The organism is Methanothermobacter wolfeii (genome assembly GCF_025397995.1).
Classification (GTDB): domain Archaea; phylum Methanobacteriota; class Methanobacteria; order Methanobacteriales; family Methanothermobacteraceae; genus Methanothermobacter; species Methanothermobacter wolfei.
In genome coordinates this window covers 1,051,329-1,070,561 of the sequence record NZ_CP104550.1, presented here as the reverse complement: position 1 = coordinate 1,070,561, position 19,233 = coordinate 1,051,329, and the positions used below count along the sequence as shown (strand labels likewise).

At 51.1% G+C, this 19,233-nt stretch carries 20 protein-coding genes and 1 tRNA gene; 16 read left to right on the top strand and 5 right to left on the bottom strand.

From position 1 onward, the window contains the following. The first annotated feature begins 113 nt into the window (after positions 1-113). The 3 genes from N5910_RS05795 to N5910_RS05785 all read left to right on the top strand — a co-directional run bounded on the left by N5910_RS05795 (position 114) and on the right by N5910_RS05785 (position 2,116). A complete protein-coding gene (locus N5910_RS05795; protein ID WP_261599410.1) occupies positions 114-1,043 on the top strand; it encodes a DUF2121 family protein in 930 nt (309 codons plus the stop codon). 136 nt (positions 1,044-1,179) lie between these two features. Then, on the top strand, positions 1,180-1,956 hold the full coding sequence (locus N5910_RS05790) for an MBL fold metallo-hydrolase (protein ID WP_145924553.1): 777 nt from the start codon (positions 1,180-1,182) through the stop codon (positions 1,954-1,956). Positions 1,957-2,043: 87 nt separating this feature from the next. After that, a tRNA-Thr gene (locus N5910_RS05785) sits at positions 2,044-2,116 on the top strand. Positions 2,117-2,323: 207 nt separating this feature from the next. Here the strand turns inward: N5910_RS05785 and N5910_RS05780 are convergent. From N5910_RS05780 to N5910_RS05770, 3 genes are read right to left on the bottom strand one after another with little or no spacing between them, the layout of a single operon-like run. Next, positions 2,324-3,394: a threonine/serine exporter family protein gene (locus N5910_RS05780; protein ID WP_261599409.1), complete on the bottom strand. Its 1,071-nt coding sequence runs from the start codon at positions 3,392-3,394 to the stop codon at positions 2,324-2,326. A 6-nt stretch (positions 3,395-3,400) separates the two neighbouring features. Next, positions 3,401-4,498: a chorismate synthase gene (gene aroC, locus N5910_RS05775; RefSeq protein WP_074359096.1), complete on the bottom strand. Its 1,098-nt coding sequence runs from the start codon at positions 4,496-4,498 to the stop codon at positions 3,401-3,403. Between the two features lie 12 nt (positions 4,499-4,510). Further along, positions 4,511-5,173 carry a TIGR00266 family protein gene (locus N5910_RS05770; RefSeq protein ID WP_074359095.1) on the bottom strand — a complete coding sequence of 221 codons (663 nt, stop codon included), beginning with the start codon at positions 5,171-5,173 and terminating at the stop codon, positions 4,511-4,513. Positions 5,174-5,298: 125 nt separating this feature from the next. Here N5910_RS05770 and N5910_RS05765 point away from each other — a divergent pair, with 125 nt between their 5' ends. The 5 genes from N5910_RS05765 to pheS all read left to right on the top strand — a co-directional run bounded on the left by N5910_RS05765 (position 5,299) and on the right by pheS (position 10,393). Continuing rightward, complete coding sequence (locus N5910_RS05765) at positions 5,299-6,006, top strand: endonuclease III domain-containing protein (protein WP_261599408.1); 708 nt, start codon at positions 5,299-5,301, stop codon at positions 6,004-6,006. Next, complete coding sequence (locus N5910_RS05760; RefSeq protein WP_238337847.1) at positions 5,999-6,826, top strand: 4Fe-4S binding protein; 828 nt, start codon at positions 5,999-6,001, stop codon at positions 6,824-6,826. The genes N5910_RS05765 and N5910_RS05760 overlap by 8 nt, the downstream gene beginning before the upstream one ends. Before the next feature lie 84 nt (positions 6,827-6,910). Continuing rightward, positions 6,911-7,879 carry a porphobilinogen synthase gene (gene hemB, locus N5910_RS05755; RefSeq protein ID WP_191216030.1) on the top strand — a complete coding sequence of 323 codons (969 nt, stop codon included), beginning with the start codon at positions 6,911-6,913 and terminating at the stop codon, positions 7,877-7,879. Then, entirely contained in the window at positions 7,880-8,794 is a 915-nt protein-coding gene (locus tag N5910_RS05750; RefSeq protein WP_074359092.1) for a triphosphoribosyl-dephospho-CoA synthase, read from the top strand. It begins immediately after the preceding gene. A gap of 69 nt (positions 8,795-8,863) precedes the next feature. Beyond that, positions 8,864-10,393, top strand: a complete 1,530-nt coding sequence (gene pheS, locus N5910_RS05745) for a phenylalanine--tRNA ligase subunit alpha (RefSeq protein ID WP_191216029.1) — start codon at positions 8,864-8,866, stop codon at positions 10,391-10,393. 52 nt (positions 10,394-10,445) lie between these two features. Here the strand turns inward: pheS and N5910_RS05740 are convergent, their stop codons facing one another. Next, positions 10,446-10,925: a hypothetical protein gene (locus tag N5910_RS05740; protein ID WP_145924535.1), complete on the bottom strand. Its 480-nt coding sequence runs from the start codon at positions 10,923-10,925 to the stop codon at positions 10,446-10,448. A gap of 36 nt (positions 10,926-10,961) precedes the next feature. Beyond that, complete coding sequence (locus N5910_RS05735) at positions 10,962-11,366, bottom strand: CBS domain-containing protein (protein ID WP_074359090.1); 405 nt, start codon at positions 11,364-11,366, stop codon at positions 10,962-10,964. A 315-nt stretch (positions 11,367-11,681) separates the two neighbouring features. On the opposite strand from N5910_RS05735, the gene nikR reads away from it, so the two are divergent. The 8 genes from nikR (at position 11,682) to N5910_RS05695 (ending at position 19,232) form a co-directional block, all read left to right on the top strand. Beyond that, complete coding sequence (nikR, locus tag N5910_RS05730; RefSeq protein WP_191216028.1) at positions 11,682-12,104, top strand: nickel-responsive transcriptional regulator NikR; 423 nt, start codon at positions 11,682-11,684, stop codon at positions 12,102-12,104. Positions 12,105-12,109: 5 nt separating this feature from the next. Continuing rightward, the gene (locus tag N5910_RS05725) at positions 12,110-12,862 is read left to right on the top strand and encodes a methyltransferase domain-containing protein (protein ID WP_074359088.1); all 753 of its coding nucleotides are present in this window, start codon (positions 12,110-12,112) and stop codon (positions 12,860-12,862) included. A 190-nt stretch (positions 12,863-13,052) separates the two neighbouring features. After that, a complete protein-coding gene (hycI, locus tag N5910_RS05720; RefSeq protein ID WP_074359771.1) occupies positions 13,053-13,532 on the top strand; it encodes a hydrogenase maturation peptidase HycI in 480 nt (159 codons plus the stop codon). Between the two features lie 114 nt (positions 13,533-13,646). Beyond that, complete coding sequence (locus N5910_RS05715) at positions 13,647-14,726, top strand: ATP-grasp domain-containing protein (RefSeq protein WP_191216027.1); 1,080 nt, start codon at positions 13,647-13,649, stop codon at positions 14,724-14,726. Further along, a complete protein-coding gene (locus tag N5910_RS05710) occupies positions 14,723-15,790 on the top strand; it encodes a glycosyltransferase family 4 protein (RefSeq protein WP_074359086.1) in 1,068 nt (355 codons plus the stop codon). Before N5910_RS05715 ends, N5910_RS05710 begins: the two co-directional genes overlap by 4 nt. Positions 15,791-15,934: 144 nt before the next feature. Further along, entirely contained in the window at positions 15,935-17,329 is a 1,395-nt protein-coding gene (locus tag N5910_RS05705) for a Mur ligase family protein (protein ID WP_261599885.1), read from the top strand. A gap of 203 nt (positions 17,330-17,532) precedes the next feature. Continuing rightward, a complete protein-coding gene (locus tag N5910_RS05700; RefSeq protein WP_074359085.1) occupies positions 17,533-17,976 on the top strand; it encodes a hypothetical protein in 444 nt (147 codons plus the stop codon). Next, positions 17,976-19,232, top strand: coding sequence for a hypothetical protein (locus N5910_RS05695; protein WP_074359084.1), 1,257 nt, complete (start codon positions 17,976-17,978; stop codon positions 19,230-19,232). Before N5910_RS05700 ends, N5910_RS05695 begins: the two co-directional genes overlap by 1 nt. The last annotated feature ends 1 nt before the right edge of the window (position 19,233 follow it).

Sequence of the window (19,233 nt, the reverse complement as noted above, 5' to 3'; positions counted from 1 at the left end):
TAACATGGCCCTCCCATAATCCATTTACCAGTCAGTAAAATCCCCCTTCTTTTCGAATCATTTATTTATCCGTCCGGTCAAAACATCCTTAGATAATGGATGCAGGTGATCCTATGAGTCTCATAGTAACCTATATAAGCACCAGGGGATGCGTTATAATCGGAGATAAACGCAGAATAGCCTACTTCGGTGACAGGTCAGCCAGGGAAAAACTTGAGGAGGAACTGTACAGCGGCAGGATAAAGAGTGATGAGGAACTTCAGAGGAGGGCATCCGAGCTCGGCCTCAACATAAAGGTCACTGACGATGCATGCAAGGTGAGGAGCATAGGGGATGTTGTTGTTGGTGAGATAAGCCAGAAGACACCCTTCGAGACAAAGAGGAGGAGGATCTATGCAACAACAGGCGCCTACCAGATAATCGAACTTACAGGGTCAAGGATAACCAGCATGGAGAAGGGTGATACAGCCATAATAGTCTTCGGAAATAGGATAGCCAAGGAGATCACAAACGGTTTCCTCAAAAAGAGGTGGAAGACCAGGACAACCCTCAAGGAAGTTTCAGAGCTTCTCACCGAGCTCATGGAGCATGTTTCATCAAGGACACCATCGGTCGGAAGCGAATATGACCTTTTCATGAAAAGCCCTGCCCTGGATAAGAAGAGCGCCCACAGAATCCTCAGCGAGACCATCGTAAGGGACGTGAAGGTGCTTCAAAAGTGGAGGGCTAAACTCAGACAGGAAATGCTTGAAAGGAGCGAGGAAATCAGACTTGCATCTAGGATACTTACCGAGGGCGAGGTTGGAAGGGTTACCGGCCAGGATGGCAGACACATTGAGGTTAAACTTTCAGAGGGTGTTGAGGCCTATGACACCCGCTGGAAGCATGTTGCAGGTGCCGGTGAAAAGGTACTCATGAGAATTCCTGGTGAGGGCAACGTGGATGTGGGAGACAGGGTCGTTGTGAAGGATGAAAACCTCTGCGTTGACGGGAAGGACCTGAGCCTTGAATGTGATGTTATAATCTGCAGGAAAGAGTCATAATAGCCCTCTGATGTCCCTCAATGGCTGATGGGTCCTCTGAACCGGTTTGCGGTCTCAGCCCCCCAGGGAGAAACCTTTATAGATGCTTTTACAGAATTAAAGGAAGGTGATCAGATGAAGTTAACATTTCTTGGAAGTGGTGGTGGACGATTTCGCCACCATAACACAGAAGAGGATGACCGGCGGATTAAGGCTTGATGATATTGCCGGGATGAACATCCACATCGACCCCGGCCCAGGAGCCCTTGTAAGGTCCTACCAGTTCGGCCTTGACCCCAGGAAGCTTGATGCTGTGATGGTATCACATTCACACACAGACCACTACACCGATGCAGAGGTGCTGATAGAGGCCATGACCCGCGGGATGACACGCCACAGGGGTGCCATGATCGGGAGCCTGAGCGTCATGGAGGGCTACCGGAGCTGGGGGCCGTGCATATCAGATTACCATAAGGGAAGATCTGAATGCCTGACCCTTGCCCCTGATGAGACCCTCAGACTGGGCGGACTTGAGATCAGGGGTACCGAAACGGTCCATGGCGACCCCACAGGGGTAGGTTTCCAGCTGAAGACAGAGGAGCTTACGGTCTCATACACATCGGATACAGAGTACTTTGATGGTCTTCCAGAGGAGCACATGGGTGCTGATGTCCTTATCTCAAGCGTGATAAGACCTGAAAATGAGCATATAAGGGGACACATGTGCACGGATGACTTCATAAAACTCGTGGAGGAAGTGAGTCCAAGGGTTGCCGTAATGACCCACCTTGGGATGAAGATGATACTTGATAACCCGGAAGGGGAGGCGATGAGGGTTCAGGAGGCCACGAAGACGCGCGTACTTGCAGCCAGGGATGGTATGTCCCTTAAATTTGATGATGGAGACCTGGTGGATGTCCATGTTAAACTGTAGTATTTATCCTTTTCATTGTGACGTGGACCCCCCGGTCCCCATCCAGGGGAAAATTTTATTAAACAGAAACTATACTGATTCAATCATGCCTCGATAGCTTAGGTGGTAGAGCGCGGGATTCGTAATCCCGAGGTCGCGGGTTCAATCCCCGCTCGGGGCTCTATTTTTTTCATGCAGCGGCTCTGTTAAAAGGGCTCCTACCAGTAACCCAAGGGCTATTGCAACAACTGTCATTGCAAATAGGCCAATCTCTGCGATAGATGTCAGATAATTCTTTCCAATCAGATTTGCAAGTCCTATGAACCCTATTGATCCGGGTGCAAGGAACCAGAACGCCGGGTAAAGGGTGACAAAGTGGGATGTTTTACTAAACGAGCCGCGGGGGGCTCTCCTGGATGAGAACGTGGTAAAGGGTGACAAAGTGGGATGTTTTACCCGCAATTTCAATGCCCCTTGCAGTGACCGTCATTGACAGGGCGCCAAGGAAGGCCCCCAGGAGCCCCCCAGCAATAAGGTTACCTATCTGCTGTCCCAGGAGAGCTGTGTAGAGCACAAGGAGAATCCAGGGGAAGTCACTCCTCCTGACTGACAGGAACAGGTATATGCCTGTTGCAAAGAGGACAGCTCCCAGGTAGGGGCTGTAGATGAATGAACTGGTGATTTTGATTGCTGTAAATTCCTGCTGGGGGAACCCGTTCAGCTGCATCCCCATCAAAACTCCAAAGAGTAAAAGAAGAAGCAGCATACACGCATATATAACCCTGCTTGACCCTGAAACCAGTTCCTGGCTTGCAAGTTCATACATACCCGTGGTGATGGTAACCCCCGGGATGAAGTATATGAGGGGAGGTACAAGGAGGCTCAGGTTGCCTGTCATGAGGCCCTCACAGATCATGAAGAACGCAACACTGGACACTGTAAATGATGCAAGGACAGGCATTATAAGGGATAGCCTCTCGTTACCATAGCTCATGACTATGAGAAAACCTGCAATCAAACTCAGGAATGATGAATAGGTTATCAGGCTGAGGTCAGGCTGTATAAGGAATGCTATCCCCACCGAGAGGAGTATGTAGCCTGAAAACATCCCCAGCCTTCCAGAGCGGTGAGGACTTCTTCTTATACTAACCAGTTTATCCAGGGCAGATTCAGGGTCAACATGTCCCTCCTTAACGTCATCGATGAGCCTGTAGATCTCCGTGACCTGGTGCAGGGGAATGAAACCAGGGGACTGGGCCGCCAGGCTCATCCTTGAGACATCCCCTCCCATCTTTATTATCAGCATGGTGGGGAGGACAGAGACCTCCACCATGACACCCAGGGACCCTGCAATGGACCTCAATATCCTCTCTGTCTCGGTCACAGAGTTCCCTGATGCTATAAGGGCTCTGCTGAGCTCTTCAAGGAACTCCATCAGCTTCCCGGTCATTCTATCCATCGTACCCTATCTGTTTATGTCTGTGGGGTGTATGTAGCCGGCCCTTATCATGTGGTCAGCAAGGACCATTGCAACGGATGCCTCGGCCACCGGGACAACCCTGGGACATATGCATGGGTCATGTCTGCCATGGATTTCAATCTCGGTCTCTTCCATGGTTTCAAGGTCCACCGTCCTCTGGGGGAGTGATATTGATGGTGTCGGCTTTACGGCTATCCTTGCAGTTACAGGCATCCCGCTGGATATGCCTCCCAGTATACCGCCTGAGGTGTTCGTGTTCGTCTTTATGGTTTCACCGTCAAGGTAGTACTCATCGTTTATTTCACTTCCACGGTGCTCCGCAACCCTGAATCCCATCCCTATTTCAACACCCTTAACGCTCCCTATTCCCATGAGGATGCGGGCAAGGTCAGCGTCTAGTTTGCCAAAGACAGGATCCCCGAGGCCAGGCGGCACACCCGTTGCAACCACCTCAACCACGCCTCCAACAGAGTCACCCCTCTCCCGAGCCTCAAGGATAAGTTCCTCCATTAGCCTGGCTGCCTTCGGGTCAGCGCAGCGCACAGGGTTCTTCTCGGCGTATTCACCTATGAGTTTAAGGTTAACCCTGCTGGCCCTTATATTCCCTATCTGGATTACATGGGCATTTACACGGACACCCCACCTTTCGATGAGCTTCTTTGCAACGGCTCCACCGATCACATGGCCCACTGTAACCCTTCCACTGCCACGGCCACCCCCACGGTAGTCGTAGTGTCCGAACCTGGCCTTCCATGTGTAATCACCGTGCCCGGGTCTCGGCCGGTTTTTCAGGTCAGTGTAGGCTGATGAGTCAACGTCCCTGTTTCGCACGATACCTGTTATGGGGCTTCCGTCGGTTTTACCCTCGAACACGCCGGACAGTATCTCCACCCTGTCAGTTTCACCCCTGGGAGTTGTTATGCTGCTTGTACCGGGCCTTCTCCTGTCAAGTTCCCTCTGGATGTCCTTTTCAGACAGTTCAAGACCGGCGGGGCAGCCGTCAATAACGGCTCCAAGGGCAGGGCCATGGCTGGATCCAAAGGTGGTCACCCTGAAGATTTCACCTGTACTGTTCCCTGCCAACAGGAAGCACCCCTAATTTCTTGATGGCAGCATGGGTATTAACCAGCCAACAAAGCTGTCAACACTCCTTGTCTGCATGTAAACGGTTCCGGTACCCTCAAACTCAGCAACAAGGCCCTCGCCACTCAGGAGGGTGCTCTTAAGTCCGCCGACCTTCCTGATTTTGAAGTCAAGACCTTCTGTGAATGCAACTATATGTCCTGTGTCAACCACGAACCTTTCATTGTTCAGTTCACGGTTATAGATGGCACCGAAACTTGAAAGGAAGACCGTACCCCTGGCTGTGAGTTTAAGAAGGAAAAGTCCTTCCCTTCCAAGCAGTGTTTTAACTCCACCGAACTTTGTATCGATATCCATGTCCTCCGGTCCCGCAAGGAAGGAGCCGCTCTGGGCATAGATTGTCCCGTTCACATCAAGGGCCTCTATGTCACCGGGGTAGGATGGGGCCAGCTGTATGCTCCCATCACCCCTGGACCTGAAGGTGTTGAGGAATATGCTTTCCCCTCCAAGCAGGGATCTTTTAGCAGCCCCGAAGAGGCCCCCTGTCTCTGTCTGGATCTCTATGCTAGGGCTCATACTAACCATTGCACCTGCCTCGGCCTTTATGGCCTCCCCATCCGAGAGTTCAACATCCACCATACTGAAACTGGGTCTATCTGTGATTTCATATCTCATAGAGTTATCTCTGTCTCTGCTGGTTAATATAACCTATTAATGTTCTATGGAGATGAACGCTTCCATGTCCTGTCTCTGGATTTTATGGAAAGCTTTAATTTGCTGTTCGTATCTACCGGTATAATATGAGGATTATATGGAAGGTCTATTCCTGGCTCCTTGACCATTATGGACCCCAGGGGTGGTGGCCCCTCCTTGACAGGGATACCATGACACTAAGGTACCATCCAGGGGACTACACTCCACCCTCAAACCCTGATGAGGTCTTCCAGGTGATGGCAGGGGCTGTCCTGACCCAGAACACATCATGGAATTCTGCGGCAATGGCACTCATCAGACTGGCTGATAGGGGTGCCCTTGATGCCCGATCCATCCTTGAAATGGATGACCATGAACTTCAGGAGGCCGTTAGATGCGCAGGATTCTACAGGCAGAAGTCCTCCTACCTCAGGGGGGTCGCGGAGTTCTTCCTCTCCCTTGATGGATCATCACCCACAAGGAAGGAGCTCCTGGGTGTGAGGGGTGTTGGGGAGGAGACCGCTGATTCAATCCTCCTCTACGGATACAGGAAGCCGGAATTTGTTGTTGACGCCTACACCAGGAGGATATTCTCCCGCCTCGGAGTTATAGATGGGGATGAGAGATACTCCAGGATAAAGGAACTCTTTGAGGGATCACTTGAAGCTGACTTCAGGGTCTTCCAGGAGTACCATGCACTCATTGTCAGGCACGGGAAGACCCATTACAGAAATAAACCCTACGGCGAGGGAGACAGACTCCCCCTGCAGTTAAAGGGGGTAGAAGCCCCTGATTCAGGGGTCCGGGGTGATTAACCTGATTGACTTCACTGACATCAGCGTGGCCATCATAAAGAGAACATTCAAGGGCAGGTTCCGGCTTGCAGCACTCACAGGAAGGTCAGGGATCTTCAGACGGATCGTAGACAGGCTCTTCTTTGAAGGTGATGATATACAGGTCATACCGAGGAACGCCTCCATTGAGATAAACAGGAGTATCCCGGGGGCTCAGGGCACGGTTGTTCCTTCCGATGTCCTCAGGGAGATGATAGGGCGCTCAAAGTACATATTCAGGATGGACTTCTGCATCTGCAGGGAATCCTCTGGCTGCAGCAGGTACCCCCGGGACCTTGGGTGCATCTTCCTTGGCAGGGGAGCTGCAAGGATATCCGATAAGGTTGGAAGCCTTATTTCAGCCAGGGAGGCCCTTGAACATATAGACAGGTGTCAGGAGGCGGGCCTGGTCCACATCATAGGCAGGAACAGGATAGACTCGGTATGGCTTAACACGGGCCCTCATGATGAGCTCCTCTCCATCTGTAACTGCTGTGAATGCTGCTGCCTCTGGAGGATGACACCCTACCTGCATGAAGACATCACATCCATCACACCAATGGAGGGCGCGAGGATGCTTGTTGACGGTGAGAGGTGCACCGGCTGCGGTGCCTGTGAAGAAATCTGCTTCACGGGCGCCATAAGAGCGGGTGATGGAATTGAACATGACCGGGACAGATGCCTTGTATGCGGGCGCTGCGCTGAGAGATGTCCTGGAAAGGCCCTCAGGGTGGTTGTTGACCCTGAAGCGGTTGATGAAGCCATAGGGAGGGTGGAGGTCCTTGTTGATGTTGAGTCGTAGAAGGGGTATGTTTTTTTACCGGGATGTCGTAATAAAGAATAGGTCTAACAGATCCCGGCCATAATTATACCTGTGAGTGATAGTATGGAGTTTCCCAGAAAGAGGATGCGAAGGTTGCGAAGAAGTCCGCAGATAAGAGAAATCATTAGAGAGACCCGTATTCATCCATCAGACCTTATCTACCCCCTCTTTGTGAGTGAAAGGCTGAAAAGGGGTGAGCTTGAAGAGATAGGGACAATGCCAGGACAGTACAGGTACTCTGTGGATGACGCAGTTGCCGAGGCATCCCGACTTGAGGACATGGGCCTCTCATCCGTCCTTATATTTGGAATGCCTGCAGTTAAGGATGAACTCGCATCATCGGCCCATGAACCGGATGGTGTTGTTCAGAGGACCGTGAGGAGACTGAAGGAAGAAACAGACCTTGTTGTCATGACGGATGTGTGCCTCTGCCAGTACACAAGCCACGGGCACTGCGGGGTTGTGGTTGATGGAGAGATAGTTAACGATGAAACCCTTGAAATAATCTCAAGGATAGCCCTCTCCCATGCAGAGGCCGGGGCGGATGTCGTGGCACCATCGGACATGATGGACGGACGGGTTGCCGTCATAAGGAAGACCCTTGATGACGCAGGATTCCAGGACACCCTGATAATGTCATATGCGGTTAAGTATGCATCATCATTCTATGCACCCTTCCGTGATGCAGTGTCATCGGCACCTTCCTTCGGTGACAGGAAGTCCTATCAGATGGACCCTGCGAACCTTGAAGAGGCTGTCGTCGAGGCCGAACTGGACCTGAAGGAGGGCGCTGATATAATCATGGTGAAACCGGCCCTTCCCTACCTTGACGTGATAAGGACCCTCAGGGATAACTTCAGGGCCCCCATCGCAGCCTACAATGTCAGCGGGGAATATTCGATGCTCAGGGCAGCCATAAGCATGGGCTACCTTACCGATGAATCAATACATGAGGTGCTCCTGTCAATAAAACGTGCAGGGGCGGGTCTTATCATTTCCCACTTCGCACCGGACGTGCTGGAGGTGATCTAGATGGACCCCCTCTATGTTTCAAGGATCGCCCAGCTTGCAGCTGTACTGGAGGTGAGCGGATACCCCAAGCCCGGAAACGTCCACAGGACCCGTGACTTTGATGACATGGTCTTCGAGGACTTCCTTGTAAGCGGGGTAATCATTGGGGATACCATGAGACTTGCAGCAGAGAGGGGTGAGGACCTCAGTGACCTAACAGACCTTTCAGTGGCAGGCATTGGAGAGCTGATACTCAGGGCTGTTGAGGAGACCCGCAGCTGGGTTTCCACCAACACGAACCTGGGTATAGTCATGCTGCTCACACCGCTCTCTGTCGCCGCAGGAATGGTTGATGACAGGGACCTCCAGGGTTTAAGGGAACACGTTAACAGGATAATCCTCCAGACCACCTCTGAAGACGCTGTTAACCTCTACAGGGCCATTTCAATTGCAGACGCCGGTGGCATGGGTGAACATGAGACCCTTGACGTCAATGACCCGGAGTCACAGGAGAGGATACTTAAGGAGGGGATAACCCTCTTTGACACCCTGAAGATGTCGGCCCCATGGGACCTCATCGCAAGGGAATTAACATCCTCCATGCCCGTAACATTTAATGTAGGGTTCCCTGTATTCAGGGAAACAGTAGGGGAGTATGGGATGAACCTGGCCGTTGTCCAGACATTCATGACCATACTCTCAAGGTTCCCTGACACGCTCATAGCAAGAAAGTACGGTGAGGATGTTGCAGAGGAGGTCAGGGAGGAGGCCTCTGATATTGTTGAAAGGGGAGGCGCTCTTACAGATGCAGGCCTCAGGAGGGTTGAAAGGTTTGACAGGAAGCTCCACAAGAACGGCTGGAACCCGGGGACAACAGCCGATTTAACGGCATCATCCCTGATGGTGGGGCTGCTTGACTATTATTCGGATCAGTGAATGTATCACCTGAATTCAGATGATGAAGGCGTATGTAAATTAGATCGTTGAAAGGAGTAGAGGGATTGTATGGATACTGACAGGATCATTGACCAGCTACACATCTATGAAAAAAAGGTCTTGAAGGCATTTGAAGACTCAGACAGGCCATTAAAACCTGAAGAGATAGCAGAAAGTCAGGAAATGGATATAAAATCTGTTATGAGTGCAGTGGGGGCCCTTGAATCGCGTGGATTTGTGAGGGTCATCAAGGATGTCCAGGAATACGTATCACTCACCGATGATGGGCGGGTCTATGCAGAGGAGGGCCTTCCCGAGAGAAGACTCATTGAGGTTCTTGCAGGGGAGGGTGAGCTTGATGTGTCAGAGCTTGCTGAAAGGGCGGGCCTTGACAGAAAGGAGTCAGGGATTGGTATTGGCTGGCTCATGAGGAAGGGGTGGGCAAAGATAGATGATGGCAGGGTTTCCCCGGTCCAGGAAGGGACCCCAGGGAGGGGTGCTGATGAGGAGCTCCTCCAGATTCTCCTCAGGGGGCCGGTAAGACCCGATGAACTTGATGACAGATTAAGGGCGGCCTACAGGGACCTTGCAGGAAGGAAGGGGATAATTGATATCCGGAAGGTCAAAAGTCACACCATAGAACTCACACCCGAGGGCAGGAGGCTCCTTGAGAGGGGTGTTGAGATTGTTGAAGAGGCAACACAGCTCACCCATGAGCACCTGAAGACAGGGAAATGGAGGGAACTCCACTACAGGGGATATAACGTTGATGCAGAGTATCCTATGGTCTATCCGGGCAAGATACATCCCCTGAGGCGTATAATCAATGAGATCAGGTCAATATTCCTGGCCCTTGGATTCACGGAGTCACGCGGACCCGTGGTTGAATCCGCCTTCTGGAACTTTGACTGTCTCTTCCAGCCCCAGGACCATGCTGCAAGGGAGATGCAGGACACCTTCTATGTGAAGAACCCACCATTCGCCCAGCTCCCCACTGATGACCTTGTAGGGAGGGTTCAGAGCGTCCATGAGGATGGTGGATCAACCGGTTCCGAGGGATGGCAGTATGAATGGGACGTTGACGTTGCAAGGCAGAGCGTCCTCAGGACCCACACAACATGCGTATCTGCAAGGTTCCTCACTGAAAACAGGCCGCCCCTCAAGATGTTCTCTGTGGGAAGGGTCTTCAGGAGGGAGACCATAACCTACAAGCACCTGCCAGAGTTCCACCAGGTTGAGGGAATCGTTGCAGGTGAGGATGTGAACTTCAGGAACCTCCTGGGCATCCTGCGAGAGTTCTACAGAAAACTTGGATTCAGGGTGAGGTTCAGGCCGGCTTACTTCCCCTACACTTACCTCTCCACTGAATGTGAGATCTACCTGCCTGATAAGAAGAGCTGGATAGAACTCGGCGGAGCAGGAATGTTCAGACCCGAGGTGCTGGAACCCCTGGGGGTTGAAACACCTGTGGCTGCCTTTGGCCTAGGCATAGAGAGGCTTGCAATGATAAGGCTGGACATAAGGGATATAAGGCAGCTATATCAGAGCGACCTTGGATGGCTGAGGAAACTCCCGGTCACAGGGGATCTCCAGCTATAATAAATTTATTTATTAAATGGGTTTCTGATGATCCCGGCGACCTCAATTGTATTCATTTTGATGCCTGTGGCTCACTGATAAGGTAGTACTCCCCATCATCACGGAGAGTCCTCCTGATTAGTCCTTTGTTCTCAAGGGATACTATGATACTGTACATCCTCCTGGTGCTGAGCTTAAGGGGCCCGTAGAGGAGGTGGCCCTCAAGGATGTATCTTGGAACGGCCCCGTCTGCTGAGATTTCTTCTATTAGCCTGAGGGCTTCCTCCTCGACGTGGTTCAGCTCGGCTTCCCTGACCTCACTCTGGGTCTCCATCACCTTTATCTCTTCATCCAGGTTCTCCGCCTGAATCTTACCATTATCCCTTGAAACGAGCCCCTTCCTTTCAAGGTTAAGGGCTATTTCATGGTATTCATGTTCAGGGAGGTCAAGGTTCCTTCTGAGCATCTCCTCGGATACGGCCGTGTTCATGTCCATTTGCATGTACTTTAGTTCCCTGTAAACCATGTTCTCCTTTCTTGTTATGATCTTCAACTGGAGCCTCCCTTAAGGGTTGTCACGTAGGGGGGATTATGCCGGTACGAGTATCTCCGCTGCCACCAGCCTGCAGATGTCGGTCTTTGTTATTACACCCACGGGTTTATCATCTTCCATCACCAGCAGGCCTGAAATATCCGCCCGCAGCATGAGGTTTGCAGCATCCTCTATGTTGTCGTCTGCTGAGATGGTTATGACCTCGTCAACCATTATGTCCCGGACCTTCAGGTCCCTCTCAGGGTGTTCGCTGTCAGGTTTTATGGATCCAAGCACCCCTATAAGGTCAGTGTAGGATACGACACCAGCAGGGTTACCTTCATCATCAAGGACAAAGAGTCTGCGGACCCCATGTTTGTACATCTTCTCAAAGGCTTCAAGGGGCCTTGTATGGAGGCTTATCGTTATAACCTCAGGGTTCATTGCTTCTTTAATCTTCATTATCATCCCTCAAAAGTTCGGATGTAATTAATATGTTGTCGTGTATTCATATGTTTTGTGATGTTGCCTCCATGACCAGAGCAGACAGGCGCCACCGGAAGTCTATTCGTATGTTTTGTCATGTACACCTCCAGTAGATTTGGAGTTCCATCCGGTCACCGGCTGGCAGCGCCATACCATTATAAATAAAGGAGACATATTAAGGTAATAATCTGTTGTTTTCTGAAGACAATATTGCATGATAACAAAAGTTTAAATATGACTTTAGATTATTAATATAATAAGTTAATATAAATCTAATCAGAGGGTAATATTATGATGAGAATAAGCATGTCTCTACCAAAGAAGTTGCTGAACGAGTTTGATGAGGTTCTAAGGGACCGCGGATACCAGTCAAGGTCAAAGGGTATAAGGGACGCCCTTAAAGACTACATCGTCAGGTATCAGTGGATGAATGAAATGGAAGGAGAAAGGATAGGTATCATTGCAGTCATCTATGACCACCACTACACGGGGGTCATGGAGGACCTTGCAGACATACAGCACGACTACCGGGAATACATCAACGCAGTCATGCACGTCCACATGACCGAGAAGCACTGCCTTGAAGTCATCGTGGTCAAGGGTGATGTTGCAAAGATCAGGGAACTCACAGAAAAGATGATGAGGCTCAAGGGCGTAGAACACGTGAGGCTCACCAGCACATCAACAGAACAGAAGATAGAACACGAGCACTAGTATCAATGAGATTCAGGGTCACACCCTACCATCATAACCTTCTAATGGACCACCAGCGCCTCTCAGCCTTTTATGAAGCAATATCCTCCAGTGCACGGGGAGTGACATATGACCTTGGCGCTGGAAGCGGGGTCCTTTCATACTTTGCAGCGGGAGTCTCGGAGAAGGTCATAGCGGTTGAAAAGGATCCGAAGATAGCAGCCTGTGCATCAGAGAACCTCTCCCATCTTGAGAATGTCAGGGTTGTCAACCAGGACGCCCTGGAATTTGAGTTCACCGAACCTGCAGATACCATAATCTGTGAGATGCTTGACACGGCACTCATAGATGAAGAACAGGTGCCGGTCCTTCAGAGGGCCATGGATTTCCTTAAACCTGACGGTAGGGTTATACCATTAGGGATCCTAAATGCAGCTGAACCCGTCCTGATGAATTCTGATAACATAATCTATGATGAGCGGGGATCTGATTCCAGGTCTGCTGGTCCACTGAGGGTCTACAGCCGTGTTAACTTTAAGGGGAACCTGGATGACAGGTTCAGGGGACGGTTGAAGCTCAGGGCAACAGGACCCTTCAACGGTATCAGGATAACAACCTTCACCATCCTCCAGGATGATATAATCTGCGGACCAACACCCATGATGAACCCACCCCTCATGATACCCCTGGGTTCGGCTGAAGAACCTGGAGAGGCTGAAATAGAACTCTCATACAGGATGGGCGGGGGTCTAGGTTCCATCAGGGCCGAGGTCCTCTGAGTGCCGGGTTATAGGTTGGAGTAACGGCTGGCTGAAGGGGACTCTGAGTTGGAAGCCGAGACCCCTTCATGGGGATGTTCACAGACAGGTTCCGGTAATCCCATGCCCGTGACAGCCTATTATAAAGAGTTCGGGGTTATTTCCGCAGCTTGTCCAGATAAGATTCCAGTTTATGATGGCGGTCTTTTCCATGTTAAAGAAGAAGCTTGATGATTTCCTCACAGACTGCAGAAGGCTCCTTGTACTTACAGTCGGGAATGAACTGAGGGGAGACGATGGTCTCGGACCCTACCTCGCATCCCTCCTCAGGGAGCCCCTCACAGGGATGGGCCATGTACTCATAGATGCAGGCACCGTCCCTGAAAACTTCACAGGGAGCATAAGGAAGGAGAAACCCAGCCACATCCTCATCGTCGACGCGGTTCAGATGGAGGCTGAACCAGGAACATCAGGCTTCATTGAAAGGGAACGTATCTCAGAGTACAGCATCTCAACCCATGCCATGCCCATCTCATTCCTTGTAAAGTACCTTGAGGAGCAGGGAGATTACAGGATAGCCCTCATAGGAATACAGCCAGAGAACCTTGAATTCGGGAGGGGACTATCCCCACGGGTTGAAGGAGCCGTCCATGAGCTCGCATCCCTAATCCTGAAGGCCCTCGAATCATAACTTCAGGGCCTTTACTCATAAATTAACTTTTTATGGGATCCCCCATAATAGATAATTAGTTTCAGGGATTAACCTCCTATAGGTTGGTAAGTGATAGTTTATTTACGTGATAACATGAAGATCCTCTTTATCGGTTCAAGGCTGTTCAATGATGTTGCCGGCTACGCATCAGGGATGGGTGTCACGACCATACTTTCAGAGTCAAATCCCAGGGCACCGAACCTGGAACTTGCAGATGAATTTTTCATACTCCCCAGGGGAATGGAGGCCCCCATGGAACTTGCAATCCATGAGGATGTTGATGCGGTCATCCCCCTCATCGGGGTTGACGGCCCCCTCAGGGAGGTTGCCTGGATGAAACAGGAACTTGAGGGTGAATACGGGATCCCTGTGGTGGCATCGGGTCCAGAGGCAGCCTCCATATCAACAGATAAACTGAAAACCAAGGAATTCTTCACAGAGAATGATATAAGGACCCCTGAATACAGGTTCATATCATCCCCCCATGTGAAGGCTTTACCTGCAGTCCTGAAACAGAGGGAGGGCCAGGGAGGATCGGATATAAGGATAATAAGCAGTGAAGCGGAACTTGAGGACTACCTCAGGGTCCATGGATCTGCAATCATGGAGGAATACATACAGGGCCATGAAATCTCTGTGGAGGTGCTCCGCTGGAAAGGCAGGTCCCTCCCCCTGGTGGCCGTGGACAAGGGACTGACAAGCACTGAGGGAATACATCCCCTCAGGAAGATAAAGAGGGCCCCTGCAGCCATCAGGGGATTTGATAATTCAGCCGCCCTTGAAATGGCCTGCAGGATAACCGACCTCTTGGGTGCAGAGGGGAACACGGATGTTGACATGATACTCTCAGACGACGGTGAACTCCATGCAATAGAGGTCAACACAAGGCCCAACGGTACAAGGTACATTTCAGGGGCTGCAACAGGGATAAACCCGATGCACAGCCTTGTTGACATGGCCATTGGCAACTGGGCCCCTGAAAGGCTGGAGAGGAAGGCCTACCATGCCGTGGAGATACCTCTGGGCAGCCCTGACACAGAACGCGTATCCAGGATCCTGGGGGATGCTTCATGGACACTCCATGGCCCTGAAAATCACAGAAGGATAACAGTATGGGATAGGAGACCGGAGAGACTTGAAGAGGTTGTTGAAGAACTCAGGGTGATATCATGAAGACGGAGTTAATGGTACTCATTGTAAGCGCCGTTGCATCGGCCTTTTTCACGCTTTTCATACGGAATGTTCTGAGGAGTGCAGGTATAGGGGATAAGCCCATCGTCACTGAACACAGCCACAAGGCAGGCACACCCACAATGGGTGGACTTGGAATGCTCATGGGACTTCTCCTTGCAGCCATATTATACCGCGGAAACCAGTACCTGGTCATAACAGCATTCATAATGCTCACGGCAGCAATAATCGGCCTCCTCGACGACCTCCTGGGACTGAAGGTTAAGGAGTTCCAGAAGATCGTCAGGAACGTTTCAAAGAAACCCGTGGAGATAGGGCAGCTTGTTCTTGGACCTGGAGAGGAGGCGAGGGCCGCCACCAGGAAGGCAAGGTCAGATCTTAAGGCGCTGCTCTCAGAGGGCCTCGTGGAGGTTGTTGGGGAGGCACCCATAAAGAATGAGGTCAGTGAGGGTGAGAAGATACTGGCCCAGTTAATGATAGCACTCTTCCTGGTCATCTCAGGCACCATTACAGAGCTTGGAGGGTTCTACCTGGGCATTGCCGCTGTTCCCTTCATCATAGGGGGTATTGTGGGGGCCATAAACGCGGTTAACCTCATCGATGGCATGGATGGAATGGCTGCAGGCATCATACTCATTGCATCAGCATCATGCGCAGCATTCATTGGGATTTCAGGGGGCTCCGCCGGGACGGTTCCCTTCATGGTCCTTGCAGGCATATCACTGGGATTCCTTGTATTCAACAGGTACCCTGCAAGCATATTCATGGGTGACACTGGTTCATTTGCACTGGGGGCAGGATACGCCACCGCAGTCATGCTGACAGACACGGTATACTTTGGTGTTCTTGCACTGTCAGTCCCCATAGTCTCGGTAATCGTGAGCCTCCTTCACAGGGCAGGGGTAATAAGGCTTCCGGTTGAACCGCTCCACCACACACTCCACTACAGGGGGATGTCCGAGAAGAAAATCGTCCTCCTCTACTGGCTCATAACCCTCTGTGTATGTGCACTGGGCCTTTACTTCCATGGAGCGTTCCCTGCATGAAGTTTCTGAATGGCGTGGGCCCTTGAGGGTTTGAGATGGTTATGGGCTGAAGTGCCCTGAGACTGAGAATGGCAGGGCTGGAGATTGTTATAGGCTAGGGTGTCTGGAGGGGCCGTGAAAGACTTAATAAGGTTGGAGATGGTTATGCGTCTTGGGGAACTTGCAGAGAAGGTTTCAGGGAAACTCATAGGGGATGACGCCGAGTTCAGGGGTAGGTTCACCACCCTTGGAGGCGCCAGAGAGGGGGACGTGGTCATAAGGCACTGGATTGACGATAAAGGAGTTAAAATTGCCTCAGAGAAGGGAGTCTCTGCAATAATAACCCAGTACCCCAGGGGAGAGGCTTCTGAACTCCATGAAGTCCCTTTGATACTCGTGGACCGTATTGAAGTTGCCAATGCCTTCGCCCTCTCCTGGTCTGTGAAGAACTTTGCACCTTCATCACGCAGAGTGATCGTAACGGGTACCAACGGTAAATCAACAACCACCCACATGATCACCCATATACTGAGAGAATCCGGGAGATCCGCCTACACAAACACGGATTCAAGATCAGAATTCAACACCCTCATAGACCCCGTGGTTTCACAGCAGATATCCGAATCAGGAAGCCCTGAATTCCTCATAATAGAGGTTTCAGAGGTCCAGGGATGGCTTGGAAGGGTTATGAGGGACCATGCATACATGATGGCCTCTGCAGTTGAACCCGAGATGGCGGTCATCACCAACGTTGCAATGGACCATATAGGACTCGTTGACTCTCTGGATGATGTTTTCAGGGAGGTATCAGGAGCTGTTAGGGCCCTGAAGGAGGGAGTGGCTGTTCTGAACGCCGATGATCCAAGGGTCCGGGAGATGGCGGACATCAACCCCCACGCCAGGGCCGTGTTCTATGGTTCGGGCACGGAGGTGAGGTACGATGAAGGTATCTACTGCGGGGATGAACTACTGGTGTCTCCCCATGAACTCCCCCTAAGGGGTGAGCACTTCATACAGAACACCCTGGCAGCGGTTGCAGCATGCAGGGGACTCCGGTTATCCCTTGATGATATCAGGGATGGTGTAAGGACCTACAGGCCGCTTAAGAGGAGGTTCTCGGTTCTGATGGAGAAACCACTTGTCATCGATGACTTCGCCCACAACCCGGATGGTATAAGGTCAACGGTAAGGAGCGCCCTGAAAACCCTGAAGGGGAGGCTCTGGGTTGTTAATGCCATAAGGGGGTCGAGGGGTGAGGAGATCAACCTCCTGAATGCAGGGGCCCTTGCAGAGTCATTGAAGGGTGCCGGGGCAGAGCTCATAGTAACCGCAAGCAGCGACCTTGTGGACAGGCAGAACACGGTGCTTGAAAATGAGAGGAGGGCTTTCCTGGGCGTCCTTGAGGATAACGGAATAGAATACAAGTATATTGAAACACTCAGGGAATCCCTCAAAACGGTTCTTGATGCAGCATCACCGTCTGACACGGTACTTCTCCTTGGAGCCCAGGGTATGGACCCGGCATCCAAGGTTCTGAAGGAAATAATGGGAAATTCATGATCTGAATCCATCTCCCATGAATCATTTTTTATTCATGATTCAGGTCGATCCCACCATAAGTTTATAATGAATGTTCATACTTGCAGACATAACTAAAGTTCCTATAAGAGTCTGCCACCATAAGTTTATAATGAATGTTCCTAAATAACTAGTCTCCAGAGCTCAAACATAATACAAGGAACCATAAAACAAAGGTGAAGCCGATGTTCATAAAGATCAGAAGGGATACCCTTGTGATACTCCTGCTGGCATTCATCCTCATCCTATCGGGTCGTGTGATGACCTACCTTGCCTATGCATCATCAACAGAGGATGTGAACGGCGTGCCCATAGCAGGCATAATCGTTAAGGGTAATGATATAGTCCCTCTATCATCAATAAAGGCCAATATATATGAATCAGGACTCAGGCCTGGAAGCTACATCAAGGGAGATGTGCTTGTAACTTCAAAGAGAAAGATCCCTCTCAGTGAAGCCATTGAGAATGCTGAAAAGTTTGTCAAGAAAACAACCATACCCGGTACGCGCGTGACCCCGATAGCCGCTGCAGATGTTAAGGTGGATACGAAAACAGGCATAGTAACGGTTAATGTTATTGAAGACTTTGCAACAGTAAAGATTACCAACAGAACCGGAGGTAGTGGTTAATGCAGAAATTTAGCAAGTTACTGCTGCTTCTAATCATATTCAACCTGCTCATAGGGCCGGTGTCTGCAACGATGAACGTCATAGTTATAACCGATCCTACAGGCGCCGACCCCAATGGCGCGGCTGCAGGGAGTATGTCCTTTGCCCAGAACATGTTCCAGTCAACCTTCCTCATGTCAAAGGAGAAGAGATTCGCTGTTCTCTCAGGGGGTGAGGGTGCCTCCACTCCAAGGCTCATGGCCATCATGGATGTTATAAATCGACTTGAGAATGGTGCAACAGCAGCAGAGGCAGCATCCGCAGCCAACAGTTATCCCGGTATAAGGGTCATGTGCGGAGGTCCGGGCATAGGGGCGGCAGTCGGTGGTTCCTTCGATGCCTACGTCGTGATTGTGGAGGATGATGGCACCATAACCGTCACACCCTACTCAGGGGGCCTTGCAGTGCTGCCGCCTGGAAAGAAGGGTGCCATCATACACCTCAGGAACACCCATGGCAACCCCAAGTACGGTACGGCCACCCGTGTAAGGCAGGAGACAGCCATTAACATCGGTAAGATGATAAGGGATGGTTACTCCGCCACCTACATTGTCGGTAAGGTCTTTGAGGAGGTTGCCAAGGATGCGGGTGAGAAGTATGGTGGTGGTGCGGTTAACCTGGCCTCCGGTGTATCAACAGGGGACATGTTCACACCCGAAAACCTCAATGAGACAGGTTACCCCATGGATGAACCCTATGTGAAGGTCTGTGATGAGTGCGGCTGGAGTGTGGGGTACCCTGCAGCCGAAAACTATCAGGTATGTCCGGTGGATGGAAGCAAACTCAAGGTAATATACGCATATGAGGCCCTCAAGAACGCCATAACGGTAACCAATGGATCAGTCTCGGTTTCTGTTTATGGAACCGACGAGGCGGGAGTGGTGCAGACGACACAGGAGATTGTAAGGGCATCGGTGAGGAAGAACGGTTACAGCTCAGAGGCAATAGCACGCTCGATAAACAGGGCCATAAAAAACGGGTTCCTTGTGGGGGTGAATTATGTTGAACCAAAGGACATCAATGTGAAGCCCAGCTCAAGGGCCGTGGGGGTTTACTACACGCCACTTCCCGGTGAAAGGACCTCACCGCCCATGGAGCTTCCTGTAAGCTCGTCTCTCCTTGAGGCGCTGGGGAACATACAGACAGCCCTCGGTTTCATCATGGTGCTCCTTGTGCTCTTCAGGAGCAGCCTTATAAGTTCATTCAGGAGGAGCTAGG